The sequence below is a fragment of the Thioclava sp. ISO4 genome (assembly GCF_058105145.1).
Map to the genome: position 1 here is coordinate 2,873,224 of NZ_CM176571.1, position 18,022 is coordinate 2,891,245.

The following is an 18,022-nucleotide window of genomic DNA, read 5'->3' on the forward strand; positions in this document are numbered from 1 at the left end:
TCACAAACGCATGAAAAAGCCGACCAATTCGATTTCGAACCGGTCGGCCTGCGCTTCTTCTTGACGGAAATGTCCCAGGGGGTCCGGGGGAGGATCCCCCGGCGCAGCCCTCAGCCCTTCAGCGCGGCGATATCCTCCGGCGTGCCGACCGCGCGGCAGGTCACCTCTTTCGCGATCCGGCGGATCATGCCCGACAGCGCCTTGCCCGCGCCGATTTCCCAGATCTCGTCGACGCCCTGACCGGCCATCCACGCCACGCTCTCGCGCCAGCGCACCGAGCCCGTGACCTGCTCGACCAGCAGCTCGCGGATCAGAGCCGGGTCGCTCACCGCCTCGGCGCGGACATTGGCGACCAGCGGCACGACCGGCGCCTTGATCTCGACGCCCGCCAGCGCGGCATCCATCGCATCCGCGGCAGGCTGCATCAGCGCGCAGTGGAACGGGGCGGAGACCGGCAGCATCACGGCGCGCTTCGCGCCCGCTTCCTTGGCGAGCACGGTGGCGCGCTCGACCGCCGCCTTGTCGCCCGAGATCACGACCTGGCTCGGATCGTTATCGTTCGCCGCCTGACACACCTCGCCCTGCGCCGCCTCGGCTGCGACTTTCGACGCGGCCTCAAAATCGAGCCCGAGGATCGCGGCCATCGCGCCCACGCCCACCGGCACGGCCGATTGCATCGCATCGCCGCGCACGCGCAGCAGGCGCGCGGTATCGGCCAGGCTCAGCGAGCCCGCCGCGCAAAGCGCCGAATATTCGCCCAGCGAGTGCCCCGCGACATAGGCCGCGTCCGTCACCGCATAGCCTTCGGCCTCCAGCGCCCGCAGCGCCGCGATCGAAGTCGCCATCAGCGCGGGCTGGGCGTTGGCGGTCAGCGTCAGCTCGTCCTGCTCGCCTTCCCAGATGAGCGTGCTCAGCTTTTGCCCGAGCGCGTCATCGACCTCTTCGAACACCGCTTTCGACGCGGGATAGGCGTCGGCCAATGCCTTGCCCATGCCGATGACCTGTGCGCCCTGACCGGGGAATACGAATGCGCGGCTCATGCCTGATCCTCCTGATTGATCTTTGGTTTCCCTTAGCGAGAAGGGCGCGGCGGGGCAAGTTTCGCTAGTGCTGCCCGAGGATCCGCGCCGGATTTCCCGCGACCGTGGCGCCCGCAGGCACGTCGCGCGTCACCACCGCACCCGCGCCGATGATCGCGCCATCGCCCACCGTGACACCGGGCAGGATGATCGCGCCGCCGCCGATCCAGACATCTTCGCCGATCCGCACGGGCCGCCCGAATTCCAGCCCCGTCCGGCGGGCCTCCGGATCGCGCGGATGATCGGCGGTCAGGATCTGCACCTTCGGCCCGATCTGCGTCCGATCGCCGATCGTAACCGCGACCACATCGAGAATGACACAGTCGTAATTCAGGAAAACCCCGGCCCCGAGCCGGATATTGCTGCCGTAATCGCAGTGAAATGGCGGGCGGATACGCGCGCCCTGCCCGACTTCGGCGAACAACTCCGACAGCAGCGCATGGCAGTCCTCGGCGCAATGCGCCACGGTGGCGTTGAACCGGTCCATCCACGCCGCGGCCCGCGCCACATCGGCTTCGATCTCCGGCCCTTCGGCGCGATACAACTCGCCCGCCAGCATCTTGTCCTTCTCAGAGCGCATGATCCCTCCCCGTCCCATCGCCGGACGATCCTGCCCCAGCCGCGCGCAAAGAAAAAGGGGCGCTCGATGCGCCCCTTCTCCTCAGTCCAGTTCGAGATGCGCGACCCCGTCAGAGCGCCGCCCGATCGAGCGCCCATCAGCGCCGATGGTCGCGCGCACGCGCCGCCGCATCGAGGAAAAGGCCGGGCTTTCAACCACATCGACCGGCTCGTCCAGCGCGATCTCGATGTCGTAATGGGTCGCGCCCTTGCGGCGCAGCGCATGGACGCGCCCGCTCACCGGATGGCCCAAATAGCGTCCGCTCACCGTATCGCCTAGGGCATAGCCCGGCGACTGCACCGCGGGTTCGGCGCGCTTGAGCGCCGCCACCATCGTGTTCCAATCGGCATGACCCGCCGCCTGCGCGGTCAGCTCATAGGCTTTCGACAGCGCAACGGGATTGCCCGCGCGTGCCATCGCATCGGCCAGACGGCGCGCCTGCGCCTTCACGTCTTTCACTGTGTTCACAGTCATCGTCTCGTCTCCACGGGGATGATCCACCGCCTCGGGGCCCGCATTGCCGAAGAGCCCCCGAAAGAATGGAGAGCGATCGTGAACCGGATTTCACCATGGGTCACACCCCGCGGGCGGCAGGCATCCGGCAGCCAAGGCCCGACAGATGGGCGGCGCGGGTGAGTCTGTCAAGTGGCGGGGCCCGGACGCCTGTCTGCCTGTAGCGCGGCCGCCCCTGCGCTTGACAGTCCCCGCCAATTCCCGATCTGTCAGGCATGACCCTTCGCAGAGCCACGATTTCCGACGCCTCGAGCCTCGCCGCCATCTCGATCGAAGTTTGGATCGGCACCTATCTCAAGCGCGGCGTGACCGCCTTCTTCGCCGATTACGCCCTCTCCGCCTTCACACCGGCGAAATTCGAGACCCTGATCCGCGATCCCGGTGAATTCATTCTGGTCTCGGAAAATATCGAAGGGATCGACGGGTTCATCCGCGTCTCTTCCGCCAGCACGCCCCCGGTGGAGGGCTGCTCCGACATGGAAATCGCAACCTTCTACGTGCAGCCGCGCCACCACGGAAAAGGGATCGGCAAGCGACTGCTGCAAGCCGCCCTACAGCACTGTCGCGACTGTGCGGCCCCTCCGTCTGGCTCACCACGAATGCCGAGAACACGCCGGCCATCGCCTTCTACCTCTCGCAGGGGTTCGAGCAGGTCGGCGAAACCCATTTCCGCATCGGCGACGAGGGTTACCTCAACAACGTCTATTCGCTGCGGCTGTCCTGACCGGCCCAAAGCGAAAGGGGCGCCCGACCGGACGCCCCTTCCTATCACTGTCCCTCTCCCGTTTAGCAGGAGTAGTAGTATTTGTATTCCACCGGGTGGGGGGTGTGCTCGAACGCGTACACTTCTTCCCACTTCAGTGCGATGTAGCCCTCGATCTGGTCCTTGGTGAACACGTCACCGGCCAGAAGGAAGTCGTGATCGGCTTCGAGCGATTCCAGCGCTTCACGCAGCGAGGCGCAAACGGTCGGGATCGCGGCCAGTTCTTCCGGCGGCAGATCGTAGAGGTCCTTGTCCGAAGACGGGCCCGGGTCGATCTTGTTCTTGATGCCGTCGAGGCCAGCCATCAGCAGAGCCGAGAAGCACAGGTAGGGGTTCGCCGACGGATCGGGGAAACGAGCTTCGACGCGCTTTGCCTTGGGGGATTCAGCCCACGGAATACGGACACAGCCCGAACGGTTACGTGCCGAATACGCGCGCAGAACCGGAGCCTCGAAGCCCGGGATCAGACGCTTGTAGGAGTTGGTCGACGGGTTGGTGAAGGCGTTGAGCGTCTTCGCGTGCTTCAGGATACCGCCGATGAAGTACAGCGCTTCCTGCGACAGGTCGGCGTATTTGTCGCCTGCGAAGAGCGGCTTGCCGTCTTTCCAGATCGACATGTTCACGTGCATGCCGGTGCCGTTGTCGCCCGCGATCGGCTTCGGCATGAAGGTCGCCGATTTGCCATAGGCGTGCGCCACGTTGTGGATCACGTATTTGTACTTCTGGATGTCGTCGGCCTGCTTGGTCAGCGTCCCGAAGATCAGACCCAGCTCGTGCTGGCACGAAGCCACTTCGTGGTGGTGCTTGTCGACCTTCATGCCCATGCGCTTCATGGTCGAGAGCATTTCCGAACGCAGGTCCTGCGCGTCATCCACCGGGTTGACCGGGAAGTAGCCGCCCTTGACGCCCGGACGATGGCCCATGTTGCCCATCTCGTAATCGGTGTCGGTGTTCCAGGCCGCGTCGAGCGCGTCGACCTCGTAGGAGACCTTGTTCATCGAGACCGAGAACTTCACGTCGTCGAAGAGGAAGAATTCCGCTTCCGGACCGAAGAAAGCCGAGTCACCGATGCCCGAGGCGACGAGATAGGCTTCGGCCTTCTCGGCGGTGCCGCGCGGGTCGCGGGCATAGGGTTCGCCGGTGTCGGGCTCGACCACGGTGCAGTGCACGCACATGGTTTTCTCGGCGTAGAAGGGGTCGATATAGACCGAGGACGCGTCCGGGATCAGTTTCATGTCGGACTGATCGATCGACTTCCAGCCCGCGATCGAGGAGCCGTCGAACATGAAGCCTTCTTCGAAGAAATCTTCGTCGACCTCGGTATGCATCAGCGTCACGTGCTGCAGCTTGCCGCGCGGATCGGTGAAGCGAACGTCGACGTATTCGACGTCTTCGTCCTTCATCAGTTTAAGAGCGTCCTTGATGCTCATGTCACATTACCCTTTCGTTGAGCTTGGGTTATCCCCGGACCCGCAACGGGGCCCGTCGGGAATGGCGGAAGTTACAGCGCGTCGTCGCCCGACTCGCCGGTGCGGATACGGATCGCCTGCTCCATCGGAGAGACGAAGATCTTGCCGTCGCCGATCTTCTCGGTGCGCGCGGCGTTCGTGATCGCTTCGATGGCGGCATCGACGAGGTCGTCGGGCAGCACCATCTCGATCTTCACCTTGGGCAGGAAATCCACGACATATTCGGCGCCGCGATAAAGCTCGGTATGGCCCTTCTGGCGTCCGAACCCTTTCACCTCGATCACCGAAAGGCCCTGAATACCAACTTCCTGAAGCGCTTCTTTCACTTCATCGAGTTTGAAGGGCTTGATGATCGCCTCCACCTTTTTCATGCCGCCGACTCCTCCGTCAGGTCTTCGTTCCGACCCCCTCAGACCACTTTCCCAAAGCCCCCGCAATCGGCTAGGCTGGACGGGAGCGGAATGGGGATCGGAATTCCGAAAGCCGCGCCCGCAATTCGTGCAAGTAGCACAAAAAAGCAGCAGTTTGAAAACGATTCCTTTGAAGACCCGAGGACCATGCCCGAAATCCTGACCGCGAGCCAAATGCGCCAATGTGAACGCGCCGAGATCGAGAGCGGCGCGGTGACGGGCCTTGAACTGATGGAGCGCGCCGGGGAAAGCGTCGTCACGGCGATCTTCTCGCGCTGGCCCGATCCGGGGCCCTCGCAGGCGGTGGTGCTGTGCGGTCCGGGCAATAATGGCGGCGACGGCTATGTGATCGCGCGGCTTCTGGCCGAGCGCGGCTGGACCATCGCCTGTTACGCCTACGGCGACCCGACCCGCCTGCCCCCCGATGCGCAGAGCAATCACGACCGCTGGGCGCAGATCGGCGCGGTCCTGCCTTGGGACGATGCCGCGATCGAGGATCGGATCGACGCGATGGAGGGCGGGCTGGTGATCGACGCGCTGTTCGGCACCGGCCTGACCCGTCCCATGCCCGAGGACACGGCGAAGACATGGCGCACGATTTCTCCGCGCCTGTTCTCCAACCCGCCGGAGCAGCGCCCGCGCTTTGTCGCGGTCGATATTCCCAGCGGGATTTCCTCCGATAGCGGGCGCAACCTCGGCGGCGCTTTCCCCGCCGATCTGACCGTCAGCTTCCACCGCGCGAAATGCGGCCATTACCTCGACCCCTCGGACGGGCCCGACGCGCCCGGCGGCGGCGCGTCGATGCGCGGCCACCTGGTCGTCACCGATATCGGCCTGCCGCAGGATGCGATCCCCGGGGCCGCATGGCTGATCGACCGCCCCTCGCATTTCCTGATGAAGCGGACGGGGCACAAATACAGCCACGGTCATGCGCTGGTCCTGTCGGGCGGCGCGGGCAAAGGCGGCGCTGCGCGGATGGCGGCGCGGGCGGCTCTGCGGATCGGCGCGGGGCTGGTGACGCTCGCCTGCCCCCCCAAGGCGCTGGCCGAGAATGCCGCCCATCTCGACGCGATCATGCTGAGCGCCCTGCCCGACGCCTATTCCTTGCGCGGGATGCTGGGCGACGAGCGTCTCAACGCGCTCTGCCTCGGCCCCGGTCTGGGCATGGCTCGCGCGCAGGAGATGGTGCCCGCCGCGCTTTGGGGCCAACGCGCGACGGTGCTCGATGCCGATGCGCTCAGCGCCTTTGCCGACGATCCGAGCGTGCTCTTCGGCCAGCTTCACGCGACCTGTGTGCTGACCCCGCATCCGGGCGAGTTCAAACGGCTCTTCCCCGATCTGGCCGAGAAGCTGTCAGGCGACGACCCGACCTATTCCAAGCTGGACGCAACCCGCGACGCCGCGGCGCGCGCGGGCTGTACGGTGCTGCTCAAAGGGGCGGACACCGCGATTGCGGACCCCGATGGGCGCGTCGCGCTGCATTCGGCAACGCAGGACCGCGCGGCCCCGTGGCTTGCGACCGCAGGCGCGGGCGATGTGCTGGCCGGGCTGATCGCGGGGCTGCTTGCGCGCAGCTTCCCCCCCTTCGACGCCGCGACCTCCGCCGCCTGGCTCCATGTCGAGGCCGCGCGCCTCTTCGGCCCCGGCCTGATTGCCGAGGACCTGCCCGAAGCGGTCCCGCAGGTGCTGCGCGCACTGACGGCGCAGGGCTGACGCCACCCGCGCGCCCGGCTCCGCGCTTCGCTTTTTTCGACCTGCCTCGCGCAAAATTGACATCAATCAATGATACCCCTCACCGCGTCGTGAAAATGAACACGGGAAACGCAACTTTTGGGGTATTGGCGTGGGACTTTCTTCTTCGGGCGCGCGGTCGGAAATGCGGCGCGCTTTTTCCGGGAGCCGGGGTCTGATCGGCTCGGCTATTCTGTTCAGCTTTTTTACCAATCTTTTGCTGCTGACCGGGCCGCTTTTCATGCTGCAGGTCTATGACCGGGTGATCGGTTCGCGCTCGGAAGAGACGCTGGTCGCGCTGTTCGGCCTCGTGGTGTTCCTCTACCTGTTCTACACCATTCTGGAATTCGTCCGCGCCCGCGTGATGGCGCGGGTCGGCGCACGGCTTCATGCCAATCTCTCCGACCGGGTCTTCCGCGCCTCGCTGGAGCGCGCAGCACTGGGGCGCACCGACAAGGGCGCGAGCGCGTTGCAGGACCTCGATGCGGTGAAAACCGTCTTCGCGTCGCCGGTGCTGCTGTCGCTCTTGGACATCCCGTGGACGCCGGTCTTCGCCGCCGCGATCTTCATCTTCCACCCGCTTCTGGGCTGGCTGGCGCTGGCGGGCGGTGCGCTTTTGGTCGTGACCTCGCTGCTCAACCACTGGATCACCCAGACCCGCCTGACCGAGGCGCAGGGCACCTCTTTCGCGGGCAACCAGATCGCGCGGCAGGTCGAGGACGGGGCCGATTACCTCTGGGCGCAAGGCATGGGAGAGACCATGCGCGCGCGCTGGCAGGACACCCAGACCGAGGGCCAGCGCAAGATGCTGCGCGCGGCCGACTGGACCGGCGCGTTCGGCGCGTTCTCCAAGGGCTTCCGGATGCTGCTGCAATCGGCGGTGCTGGCGGTGGGCGCGTGGCTGGTGCTCAATCACGAAATGACGGCCGGCGCGATCATCGCGGGCTCGGTCCTGCTGGGCCGTGCGCTGGCCCCGGTCGAGCAGGTGCTGGGCCAATGGACGCTGCTGCACCGCGCGCGCAACGGCTGGGCCTCGCTGCGGGCGTTTCTGGGCTCGGTGCCCGAACCGCGCCAGCCGACCGAACTGCCCGCCCCGACCGGCAATCTCTCGGTGCGCGGCGTCTCGGTCTCGCGCAAGCGCGGCGAGCGTCCGATCCTGTTCAATGTCAGCTTCGATGTCGCGCCGGGCGAAGCCATCGGCGTGATCGGCAAGAGCGGCTCGGGCAAGACGACACTGGCGCGGGCGCTGGTCGGTCTCGTCTCCCCCACCGCGGGCGAAGTGCGCCTCGCCGCCGCCAAGCTGGACCAGTACAGCCCCGAGCGGCTGGGCCAGTTCATCGGCTACCTGCCGCAGGTGGTGAAGACCTTCGACGGCACCATCGCCGAGAACATCGCACAGATGGCGCAATCGCCGGATGCCGAGCGGGTCGTGGCCGCCGCAAAGAAAGCGCATATCCACGAGATCATCCTGCAACTGCCCAAGGGCTATGACACCCAGATCAGCGCGCGCGACGCGCAGCTCTCGGGCGGCCAGCGCCAGCGGCTGGGTCTGGCCCGTGCGCTCTACAACGATCCGGTGCTTCTGGTGCTCGACGAGCCGAACTCGGCGCTCGATTCCGAGGGCTCCGAGGCGCTGAACGCCGTGGTGAAAGCGATGACCGAGGAAGGCAAATCGGTCGTGCTGATGACCCACCGCACCAATGCGATCAAAGCCTGCTCGCGCCTCGTGATCCTCGAGAGCGGCCAGATCACCGCGCAGGGGCCGCGCGACGAGGTCATCCAGTCGATGATCAAGAACGCGCAGGACGTGCAACGCATTCTGACGATGAGGGCCGAGAAATGAGCAAATCCTCCGATTTCGCAAATAGCCGACTTCTGCTCGCCGCAGGCTTCGGCGCGATCACCCTCCTCGTCGGCGGCATGGGCGCCTGGAGCGTCGGTGCGAAGATCAACGGCGCGGTCGTGTCCCGCGGCGTGGTCAAGGTCGAGAGCGAACGGCAGGTGATCCAGCACCCCGACGGCGGCGTCGTGGGCGAAATCCTCGCCCATAACGGCGATCAGGTGCATGCGGGCGACGTGCTGCTGCGCCTCGACGGGACTTTCCTGCGCTCGGAGCTTGCGATCGTGCAGGCGCAGCTTCTGGAGATCGCGGTGCGCAAGGCGCGGCTGGCCGCCGAACGCGACGATCTGGCAAAGGTCGATTTCACGGTCCTGCCCGACTTCCCGATGCTCGATCCCGAGCAGGTCGCCCAGCAACGCGAGGGCCAGAGCAACCTCTTTGCCGCGCGTCAGGCGACGATGGCCAAGAAGATCAACCAGCTGCGCGAACAACAGCAGCAGATCGAAAAACAGATCGAAGGCGTCGAGGCGCAGCGCGTCTCGCTGATGGAGCAGCTCGACCTCGTGTCGCAGGAGATGGAGGACAAGCAGAGCCTTTACGAGCGCAAGCTGATGGAAGCCTCGCGCGTGCTCGCCACCCAGCGCGAACACGCCAAGCTGACCGGCGAGATCGGGCGGCTGAACTCGGTCATCGCGGAGGCCCGCGTGCGGATCTCCTCGCTCGAGATCGAAGTCGTCGGCCTGTCCGAAGATCGCCGCGAAGCCGCGATCACCCAGCTGCGCGACCTGCAATATAACGAGATCTCGCTGGTCGAGCGCGAGACCACCCTGCGCGAGAAGCTCGCGCGGCTCGACGTGCGCGCGCCGGTCGATGGCGTGGTGTTCGGCTCGCAGGTCTTCGCGCTGCAGTCGGTCATCCAGCCGGCTCAGCCGATGATGTTCCTCGTGCCGAGCGATCAGCCGCTTTATGTCTCGGTCCGCGTCGACCCGACGAGCATCGATCAGGTCTATTCCGGCCAGCAGGTCTCGCTGCAATTCTCGACCTTCAATCGCCGCACCACGCCCGCGATCCCGGCCGAGGTGTTGCGGGTCTCGCCCGACGTGCAGACCGACGAGGCGAACCGCGAGACCTATTACGAGGCGACGGTGGAGCCCGACCCGGAAGCGCTGGCCGCCCTGCCCGAGGTCAAGCTGATGCCCGGCATGCCGGTCGAAGCCTTCCTCAAGACCGATGCGCGCACGCCGCTCTCCTACCTGACCCAGCCGCTGACGATCTATTTCAACCGCGCCTTCCGGGGGGAATGAGGGGGGCAAGGGTCCCGCTTCAGGCAGCGTCACTAACGATCAAGATGAACGGCCCGGCGAACACCTCGCCGGGCCGTTTTTTGACCTCGTCACAGGTCAGGCTGCTGCGTCATACTGCAAGCAAGAGAAAGGCCCGACGGATCACTCCGCCGGGCCTTTCTTGTACCACTGATGAAAGTGGGGGCGATGCTTAGGGCTGCTGGGTCGCGATAAAGGTGCCGTTGGACAAATCTGTTGCCCCCGTACCGGTTGCACTTCCACCAACTGACAGCGGAACAGTATTAGTGTCATCTGTCCCACCGTAGAAGTCACCATAAAGCACGATCGATGATGCTTGGCCGTCCACCGTGCCTTCCATGGTCAACGCCACTTTACTTCCAGCAAACGTGAAAGGACTGCTCGTATCAACGAGCCCGGTGAGCACTTGATTACCTTCAGTTACGAAGCTGTCCGCCTTAGCATAGTCGATTGCGGCGTTGCCGAAATTAGCAGTCAGTGTCAAATCGCCAATCAGCCCCGCGCTACCTACGTCGCCACGGACATATCCTTTGTAGTCGGCCGTTCCGGAAGTCGGCAACTGCGTGCGGGCTGGGATCGCTTGGGAGTTGCTGTCGAAGTAAGCATCCGCTTCCATGGCATCAGCATTTGCCATTAACGTTGCATAATCGGGCGTCGGCTCCACGGATGCTCCTCCTCCGCCACCGCATCCGGAGAGGATAAGACCGAGCACAACAACAGCACAGGTTTTGGTTTCAAGTTTCATGGGACGTTTTCCTTATTTTGTCCGGTGTCGCTCAAGCGTTCAAGAATACGAAATCATCGGACGTGATCTGACCGGCATCGACATCGACCAGAAGTAGACGGTCGGTACCGAAAGAAATCTCGGTATCTGTGCTGTTGAACGTGGAGATCGACAAATCGTCGAAAGTCATACCGGAAAGAGAGATTTTGTCGGCTCCGTCTTCAAAATCGAACACGACATCAAGCGTTGTGTTTTCGGCGAACACGAAAACGTCGTCGCCCAAACCGCCATAAAGAAGATCGACACCAGCCCCGCCATCGAGAGTGTCATTCCCGGAAAGACCATAGAGGACATCATTGCCCGCGAGACCGAGGATCGTATCGTCCCCGAGCGTCCCCGTTAGATGATCGTTGCCGCTGGTGCCTTCGATCGGCACCTCGGAGACCGGCGCATCGCCCGCACCCGGGTTGGCCAGAAGGAAGTCTTCCTCCATGACGAGCCCCTGGCTCGGCCCTAGATCGCCCGCCACGTCGGTCAGCGTTGCGATCAGAACCGGGTCGGCGCCGGGTTCAGCCCCATCCGTATCGAGGTAGATTTCAAGATCGGTCCCGTTCACCGCTTGCGAGATGTTATCGGCGAAATTCGTGTCCGAGACGCCCAGACCGATCAGGCCGATCGCATCGGTGCCGACTTCGAAATCGCTGATCGTGCTCGCGGTCAGCGGCACGCCCTCAACCGAGGCCCCGTAGCTGAGCACGAAGAGATCGGTGCCCGCGCCGCCCGTGAAGGCGTTCGAGCCGATCCCGACGAGGAAGTCATCCCCTTCCGTGCCGGTGATCGCGGCGCCCTCCGCGTAAAGGGGAATCCGCTCATAATCCATCAGCAGCTCGGCGCTATAGATCGTCGCGGGTTTGATATCGCCCTTGATATAGACCGCCATATCGAAGCCGTCGGAATAGTTCATCCCGTTGATCGAGACATCGCCGGGCTTGTCCTGCCAGCCTGCGCTGACCGAAAGCGGCTGGGCGGGATAGCCCCAGTCGAGCAGGTTGAGAACCGTCTGGGTCTCTGCGCCGACTTCGTATTTCACCTCGTCATTGGTGGGCGGCGGCTGGTCGCTCGGATCGTCGGGAATGACCACCGAGGGCAGATCCTGGCCGTATTTGTCGGGCTGCAGACGCCAGCGCGGGCCGCTATCGGCATATTCCGTGCCATCCTCGTTCAGCACCGGCTCGAAGGGCTCGCGGTCCATCGTGGTGTACCACGCATTGGTGAAGCCCTCGGCCCCATCTTCCGCGCCAATCGCCGCCAGATCGCTCGCATCCCATTGATCGGCGAGATACTGATCGCGCAGGATCGTGCCCGCCTCGTAAAGCGTGCCGTCGCCTGCGTAATAGTCATCCGTCGTCACCCAGACTTCGCGCGGGCCCAGACCGTCGACATTGTAATCGGAGATGATCGTATAGGTCGGGAGCGTGCCGATCGCGGCCTCGTTCTCGAAATCTTCGGGGCGCACCTGATCGTTGGGGTTGTTGGTGATCGTGTGGTGCACGACCAGCTCAGCCTCGGTCACGTGGTAGATGTTGCGCAGCGAGGTGTAGGGGTTGTAGTCGCTCCACTCGTCCGGCAGGTCCATCGTCGCTTCAAGGCGCACATCGTTGGGCTTCTTGATCGTGTTGCCCCAGCGATAGAGCAGCTTGCCGTCATCCTTCACCGTCACCGAGTAATCGCTGCTAACCGCGATATTTTCGGTGATCTCGGTCTCGTTGGGCGCGAGAACATCCTTGATATCGATGACACCATCGCCGTTTTTGTCGCCCTCCATGTTAGGGAGATCTCTAAGTTCAGTGATCACATCGGCGACCAGTCTGCCGTTCAGCGCCTCATCGCTGCTGACAACCCGAAGCGCGTCATCGAGCTTGTAGATCGCGTCGGGATCCCCGGGAAATTTCTGATCCGAGAGGATGTTCTGCATCACGACGTAATGCTCGGTCGAGGCCTTCACCGTGTTACCGCCGAGACCCGCGAGCCACGTACCGTAGAGCGCCGGCGTCTTGAACGTGTCGGTCGGCGCGTCGGAGATCACGAGACCAAGCTGATTGCCCTCGCCATCGTAGACATCGCCTGCCCAGCCTTCGGCATAGTCAGGATTTTCGGGATCGATGACCTTTTGGGTCGCGTCTTGGAAATCGGCGACGTTATAACCGAACTCGCTCTCGATCGGATAGAGCGTCACTCCTTCCTTGGTTTCCTTCGTACCATTCGTTCCGGTTGTATCGAAGACCGCCTGCGGGTCTTCGGAGTGAGCTACTCCCCATCTCTTGGACAGGATCTGACGTAAATTAAGCTACTCGTTGCACCTGCTGACCGGGTTGGTTGATATCATTTCTCTGCCAATACACCAGCGCCGGTGGCTTGCCGCCGAGGGCTGAGTGAGGGCGCTGGTGGTTGTAGAAGGTCATCCATTTCCGGATGGCCGCCTTCGTCTCCGATCCTGTCTCCCAAGCGTGCAGGTAGACGCACTCGTATTTCAGGGTGCGCCACAGCCTCTCGATGAAGATGTTGTCCAGGAAGCGGCCTTTCCCATCCATCGATATGCGCACGCCGGATCGACGCAGCGTGTCCGTCCAGGCGAAGGACGTGAACTGAGACCCTTGATCGGTATTCATGATCTCGGGCGGGCCGAACTTGTGGACGGCTTCGTTCAGCGCTTCGACGCAGAAGTCGGCCTCCAGCGTGTTCGAGATCCGCCAGGCCAAGACCTTTCGCGTGTGCCAGTCCATGATCGCAACGAGGTATAGAAATCCGCGCCTCATGGGCAGGTAGGTGATATCCGAGCACCAGACTTGGTTCGGGCGATCCACTCGCAGACCTCGCAGCAGGTAGGGATAGGTCTTGTGGCCCTTTGCGGGCCTGCTGGTGTTGGGCTTCTGGTAAATCGGCATCAGCCCCATCAGGCGCATCAGTCGCCGTATCCGCTTCTCGTTCACCAAGTGTCCGTCGTTACGCAGATGCCAGGTCATTTGCCGGACGCCGAAGAACGGGGTCTCCAGGAACTGCTCGTCGATCCGTCGCATCAGGCCGAGGTTCTGTTCGGTCTCGCCCTTGGGGGTGTAGTAGAAAGACGAGCGCGCGATCGACAGCAGCTTGCACTGCTGGCCGATCGACAGGTCCGGGTGGTGAGGCTCGATCATGCCGCGCCTCACTTCCCGCCCCAGGGCTTCAGCTTTCGTTCCAAAAAAGAGTTGGCCACCGCCAGCTCCCCGATCTTGGCGTGGAGCTCCTTCACCTGCTCCTCGTCGATCTCGGGCTTCTTGCGGCCCCCGCGCTCGAACACGCCGGACGCGCCTTCGAGCAGGGCCCGCTTCCATTGATGGATCATCGTCGGATGCACCCCGAACCGGCTCGCCAGTTCGGCCGCTGTCTCTTCACCCTTCAGGGCTTCCAGCGCGACCTTTGCCTTGAACTCGGGCGCGTGCTGCTTGCGTTTCGACATCTCTGATCTCCTTCTCGTCGAAGATCAGCAGACTGCAAATCGTAGCTTATGTCAGTGTCCGAATTTCAGGGGGTAGCTCAGAGTTCCCGACCGTCATCCCGTCGAAAGTCACCGTAATATCCGCCGTGCTGAAAACATGCGACGAGCGAAACATCGGATCTGTGTTCAGCGGCTCGTCCCAGTCGTCGACATTGCTTGGGTCAATCTGTGTCGCCATGTCTGCGTCCCCTTTTTGCATATGAGCGAACCGACGAACCCTCAGGCACTTGCCTGCCTCTCATCCGTCACGGCCCCGCGTTCAGTGGCGTCCGGTCAGAAAAATGAGGCCTATCGACCTGATTTCGCTGCGAAAATACCGTTCACCGCGAGTCACATTCATGTGAATGCCTCGTGATTCGCATTGATATGTGTCAATGAAACCCTAAGCAGTCCGGCGACGTGATTTCTCGGTCGCAGACGTGGCATCTTTGCAGGGGGAAAAGACCTCTCGCGCCGGTGCGAAAGGTCAGAAATTCGACCGCAGCCCAAGCCGGAGCTTCACCTGCGAGCTGTCGTAGAAATCGACATTGGAGCGGGTCTCTTCCCCCTCCAGTCGCAGCGTCGGAGAGATGCCGTAGAATTCGAGCTTCGGGAACCCGAATTGCAGCGCCAGCCGCCCGCGCACATCGTGACGCGCCCCCGGCCCGTAGAGCGTCGCATCATAGTCGCGCCGCTCCAGTTCCAGCGCCGCGCCGACCGTGACGGTGCCGGCCAGCCGTTTGGAGAAATCGTAGAACACGCCCGCCAGCACCGCCTGATGATCGATCTCGACCGCCTCGGAGGTGGCATCGCGCAGGGCGAAGGACAGGCCCAGCCGATCGCCCGACCGGAGCTGCCGCTGATGGCTCAGGCTCGTGGTGAGGATCGTCGCCGAATTGCGGAAACTGTCGAGGCGCAGCTGCCGCTCGCCCGAAAGCGTCACCTGCGTGAGCGCGCGGCGCGGATCGCCCCACTGCGCGCTCCCCGAAAGCCGCAGATAATTGCTCAGATCGTCGCCGCCATACCAGTTCTTGCCCGCGAGAAGATCCAAGCGATAGCGCAGCGGCGCATCGGCCGGGCTGAGCGCCTGCCCCAGCGTCGTCTCGATCGCGCTGAACGCGTAATCCGAGCCGCGCGCATCGGGCACGCTGTCCGTCGCATCGCCCGACAGGATCACCTGCTTGGTATAGACCTGCGCGCCGAAGCTCGCGGGCAGCTCCCCCAGACCCGCGAATTTGTAGCGTGCCTTCAACGACAGCGAAATCTCGTAGCCCGACAGCGCCTTGGCATCGGGATTGAGCGTGAAATCGATGCCGCCGATATCGACCGTATCCGCGAGACTGCCATTGTTGACATTGCTCGACGCGCCCGCGTCGAAATTCACCGAGAAGCTCCACGGGCTGGCCGCGGAAAGCGCGCGATAATCCCGCACGCTCGAGGCGCGCACGGCGTCGTTCGGCGCCATTTCGATTGCGCGGCGTTGCCAAAGCTGGGCTGCGAGCGGATGACCGAGATCGTAATTCGCCGCCGCCATCTCGACCGCGCTGACGTATTTTTCCTGCTGTGTCCGGGCCTGCGCATTGGCGCGGGAGGCCGCCGCCTTCGCCCCCGCCGGGTCGCCCTGCGCACGAAGCGCCCGCGCCAGCACGACGAGCGCGGCCACATCGTCGGGATTGCGCGCCAGACGTGCGCGCGCCGCAGCCTCCGCGGCGTTCCAATCGCCCGAACGCAGAACCTGCAACAGCGCCGCGTCCGTCATCGCATCGACGACCGGAACCTCTGCGGCCACGGGACCGGATCCGAAAACGCAAAGCAGCAGAGCAATCGCTCCGCCACGCAGAATACGCCGTGCGCGTTGCAACCTGCGCCCGCCGGTATCGAATTCGGTCATCGTCACCCCTTTGACGCCAAGCGACCAGACGAAACGGGCGGCAAGAGGCCAAGGCCCCTCACCGCCCATATCAGGTTACTGCGACGCTTGATCGCGCGAGCGGTCCTGGTCTTGCGTATGGGTGCCCGAGGTCGTGTCCGTCGAGGTGCCAGCCGGAGCCATCATCGCTTCGTCGTTCATGTCGGTCGCTGCCGGACCGGTCATCGTTTCGCAGCCAGCCAGAGCCGCAGTCACGCCAAGAATGATAAGCAGGTTTTTCATCTGTCTCTCCTTTGTTGCAGGTTATTTTACCGTGACTATTCAGCGTGATTCTTTGATGCCGATCAACGTGCTAACTGCGCATCACGTTTTTTCCTGCGAAATCTTGCGACAGGGCGATGAAAAGACCGGCGAAAACGCGGCTTTTCGGGCTCCACCCCTCGCATCCCCCTCCGAGCGTGATTAGACTCTTTCACGCGACAGGGAGGCGAAACGCGATGAACGAGCACTCGAAAGCCGGGGAGCCGATAGAGCTTGAGGGCGCCTTGGCGCAGGGCAAATTGCAACGCCTTCTCAATGCGTTGCCGCCCGATCTTCGCACCGAGATGTTACCCCTTTGGCAAATCATCCGCTTCTCGCCGGGCGATGTGCTGATCGAGGACGGCGAGGTTGCGGACCGGATCGGCTTCGTCACCGACGGCTTTCTCGCCATGTCGAAAACGCTGCAGGACCGGCATCGCCACATCATCGGGCTGATCACGCCATCGGATATGTTCGGACGCGCCTTCAACGGGCCCTCCGGCTACCGGATCGAAGCGCTCAGCGGTGGCGCGGTTCTGACCTGCGACCGGCAGAAATTCGAAGCGATCATCAGCCGCTCGCATGAGGCGGAACGGCTGCTTCTGCTGAGCATCCTCGACGAACTTGATGCCGCGCGCGAATGGGTCATGGTGCTGGGCAGCTCGAAAGTCGTCGAGCGGCTGGCCTCGCTCCTGATCATCCTGAGCCGGCACAAATACCGCACGCCCGAAGGCACCGCGCATGAGCCTGTCCAGCTGCGCCTGCATATCCATATCAAGCGGGTCGATATCGCCCATCTGCTGGGCACCTCGCCGGAATCACTGAGCCGGGCATTCCATCAGCTCGAGCGCAGGGGCGCGATCCGTCTCGTCACCCCTTACGATATCGAGCTTGCGGATCTCGCGGCGCTGATCGACATCTCGGGCAATTCGCTGGAGATGCGCGACGACTGAGCGCGCTCAGCCTTCGAGAAACTCTTCCAGCCCCTCGGCCAAGGCGTCGAGATCGTTCAGCCGGAACTGTCGGGAATTCAGGATGTCGATCAGCCCGCCCTTCTGGAACTGATGCAACGACCGGCTGACCGTCTCCTGCGTCGTGGCGATCAGATCGGCGATATCCTGACGCGGCAGCAACATCGTCAACATGCCGCCCCCTTTGGGCAGGGTTTGCCACGGCATGATATTGCGCGAGAGCAGAAGCAGCACGCGCAGCCGGTCGGTCGGCCCGCAGGCCCCAAGAAGCCAACTCAGCCGCCGCGCCTTGTGGATCCAGCTTTCCGCCTGATGACACAGCGCCCGACGCAATTCGGGCTCCTGATCGATCAGCTGCGTGAAACGCGCCGTCTCGAACAGACAAAGTTCCGTGTCGATCACGGCCTCGATCGCGGAGTCGCGCGTTCCGTTGATAATCTGCCCGACGCTGTCGCCCGGCACGACGAGACCGGTGATCTTGCGTCGCCCCGAGAGCGAATGGCTCTGCATCCGCAACATGCCACGCTGAACCAGCGCGATATGGTTGCAAGTTACATCTTCGTCGCAAAGCCGCTCATTGGCCGCGCAGGTAATCGTGCGCGCCTGCTCCACGACCCGAGCCAAGGCTCGATCCGAGAGGGACCCGCACACGCCTTGGTTGCGCCCGTTGCAACCTGCGCAATGCAAGATCGCCTCTGCATTTCGCAAAGGTGCCGTCATCACAGCCTCCGAACAGGTTTACCCACACGTCTCGCAGCAAAACTGCGTACTCGTCCCCTAGTGCGTAATAAGACTATGCAAATGACATATCAGACTGTCAACACATCCGCGTGATTAGGTGCGTTTATGTCAAATCACTATCGCAGATGTGACGAGAAGATACCTCGCAACCCCCTG

General features: G+C 63.3%; 16 protein-coding genes. 5 read left to right on the forward strand and 11 right to left on the reverse strand.

The window, feature by feature from the left end; translation table 11 throughout:
* Window positions 1–110: 110 nt before the first annotated feature.
* The 3 genes from fabD to AC2TZ7_RS14110 all read right to left on the reverse strand — a co-directional run bounded on the left by fabD (window position 111) and on the right by AC2TZ7_RS14110 (window position 2,172).
* The gene (fabD, locus tag AC2TZ7_RS14100) at window positions 111–1,040 is read right to left on the reverse strand and encodes an ACP S-malonyltransferase (RefSeq protein ID WP_489864710.1); all 930 of its coding nucleotides are present in this window, start codon (window positions 1,038–1,040) and stop codon (window positions 111–113) included.
* 64 nt (window positions 1,041–1,104) lie between these two features.
* Complete coding sequence (locus AC2TZ7_RS14105; protein ID WP_489864711.1) at window positions 1,105–1,659, reverse strand: sugar O-acetyltransferase; 555 nt, start codon at window positions 1,657–1,659, stop codon at window positions 1,105–1,107.
* An 81-nt stretch (window positions 1,660–1,740) separates the two neighbouring features.
* Window positions 1,741–2,172 (reverse strand): glyoxalase superfamily protein, encoded by a 432-nt coding sequence (locus AC2TZ7_RS14110; protein WP_489864712.1) that lies wholly within the window; start codon window positions 2,170–2,172, stop codon window positions 1,741–1,743.
* Window positions 2,173–2,426: 254 nt separating this feature from the next.
* On the opposite strand from AC2TZ7_RS14110, the gene AC2TZ7_RS14115 reads away from it, so the two are divergent.
* Window positions 2,427–3,104, forward strand: coding sequence for a GNAT family N-acetyltransferase (locus AC2TZ7_RS14115; protein ID WP_489864713.1), 678 nt, complete (start codon window positions 2,427–2,429; stop codon window positions 3,102–3,104).
* Here the strand turns inward: AC2TZ7_RS14115 and glnA are convergent.
* Together glnA and AC2TZ7_RS14125 are read right to left on the reverse strand one after the other, a co-directional pair.
* Window positions 2,998–4,404, reverse strand: a complete 1,407-nt coding sequence (glnA, locus tag AC2TZ7_RS14120; protein ID WP_098411178.1) for a type I glutamate--ammonia ligase — start codon at window positions 4,402–4,404, stop codon at window positions 2,998–3,000. The genes AC2TZ7_RS14115 and glnA overlap by 107 nt on opposite strands.
* A gap of 71 nt (window positions 4,405–4,475) precedes the next feature.
* A complete protein-coding gene (locus AC2TZ7_RS14125; protein WP_075775041.1) occupies window positions 4,476–4,814 on the reverse strand; it encodes a P-II family nitrogen regulator in 339 nt (112 codons plus the stop codon).
* Window positions 4,815–5,000: 186 nt separating this feature from the next.
* On the opposite strand from AC2TZ7_RS14125, the gene AC2TZ7_RS14130 reads away from it, so the two are divergent.
* The 3 genes from AC2TZ7_RS14130 (at window position 5,001) to AC2TZ7_RS14140 (ending at window position 9,728) form a co-directional block, all read left to right on the forward strand.
* Window positions 5,001–6,566 (forward strand): NAD(P)H-hydrate dehydratase, encoded by a 1,566-nt coding sequence (locus AC2TZ7_RS14130; protein ID WP_489864714.1) that lies wholly within the window; start codon window positions 5,001–5,003, stop codon window positions 6,564–6,566.
* A gap of 130 nt (window positions 6,567–6,696) precedes the next feature.
* Window positions 6,697–8,427: a type I secretion system permease/ATPase gene (locus AC2TZ7_RS14135; RefSeq protein ID WP_489864715.1), complete on the forward strand. Its 1,731-nt coding sequence runs from the start codon at window positions 6,697–6,699 to the stop codon at window positions 8,425–8,427.
* Window positions 8,424–9,728, forward strand: a complete 1,305-nt coding sequence (locus AC2TZ7_RS14140; RefSeq protein WP_489864716.1) for an HlyD family type I secretion periplasmic adaptor subunit — start codon at window positions 8,424–8,426, stop codon at window positions 9,726–9,728. The genes AC2TZ7_RS14135 and AC2TZ7_RS14140 overlap by 4 nt, the downstream gene beginning before the upstream one ends.
* Before the next feature lie 190 nt (window positions 9,729–9,918).
* Here the strand turns inward: AC2TZ7_RS14140 and AC2TZ7_RS14145 are convergent, their stop codons facing one another.
* The 5 genes from AC2TZ7_RS14145 to AC2TZ7_RS14165 all read right to left on the reverse strand — a co-directional run bounded on the left by AC2TZ7_RS14145 (window position 9,919) and on the right by AC2TZ7_RS14165 (window position 16,136).
* Window positions 9,919–10,491, reverse strand: coding sequence for a hypothetical protein (locus tag AC2TZ7_RS14145; protein ID WP_489864717.1), 573 nt, complete (start codon window positions 10,489–10,491; stop codon window positions 9,919–9,921).
* Window positions 10,492–10,522: 31 nt separating this feature from the next.
* Entirely contained in the window at window positions 10,523–12,706 is a 2,184-nt protein-coding gene (locus tag AC2TZ7_RS14150) for a calcium-binding protein (protein WP_489864718.1), read from the reverse strand.
* A gap of 106 nt (window positions 12,707–12,812) precedes the next feature.
* Window positions 12,813–13,966 (reverse strand): IS3 family transposase gene (locus tag AC2TZ7_RS14155; protein WP_489864349.1). Its coding sequence is split into 2 segments (ribosomal slippage): window positions 12,813–13,714 and window positions 13,714–13,966, totalling 1,155 coding nucleotides; the frame shifts between segments, so codons are not numbered across the junction.
* A gap of 505 nt (window positions 13,967–14,471) precedes the next feature.
* Window positions 14,472–15,875 carry a surface lipoprotein assembly modifier gene (locus AC2TZ7_RS14160; protein WP_489864719.1) on the reverse strand — a complete coding sequence of 468 codons (1,404 nt, stop codon included), beginning with the start codon at window positions 15,873–15,875 and terminating at the stop codon, window positions 14,472–14,474.
* A gap of 75 nt (window positions 15,876–15,950) precedes the next feature.
* Window positions 15,951–16,136, reverse strand: a complete 186-nt coding sequence (locus AC2TZ7_RS14165; RefSeq protein ID WP_489864720.1) for a hypothetical protein — start codon at window positions 16,134–16,136, stop codon at window positions 15,951–15,953.
* 215 nt (window positions 16,137–16,351) lie between these two features.
* Between AC2TZ7_RS14165 and AC2TZ7_RS14170 the strand changes: the two genes are divergently transcribed.
* On the forward strand, window positions 16,352–17,107 hold the full coding sequence (locus AC2TZ7_RS14170) for a Crp/Fnr family transcriptional regulator (protein ID WP_489864721.1): 756 nt from the start codon (window positions 16,352–16,354) through the stop codon (window positions 17,105–17,107).
* Between the two features lie 6 nt (window positions 17,108–17,113).
* On the opposite strand, the gene AC2TZ7_RS14175 is transcribed toward AC2TZ7_RS14170, so the two are convergent.
* Window positions 17,114–17,749, reverse strand: a complete 636-nt coding sequence (locus AC2TZ7_RS14175) for a Crp/Fnr family transcriptional regulator (RefSeq protein ID WP_489864722.1) — start codon at window positions 17,747–17,749, stop codon at window positions 17,114–17,116.
* Window positions 17,750–18,022: the final 273 nt, after the last annotated feature.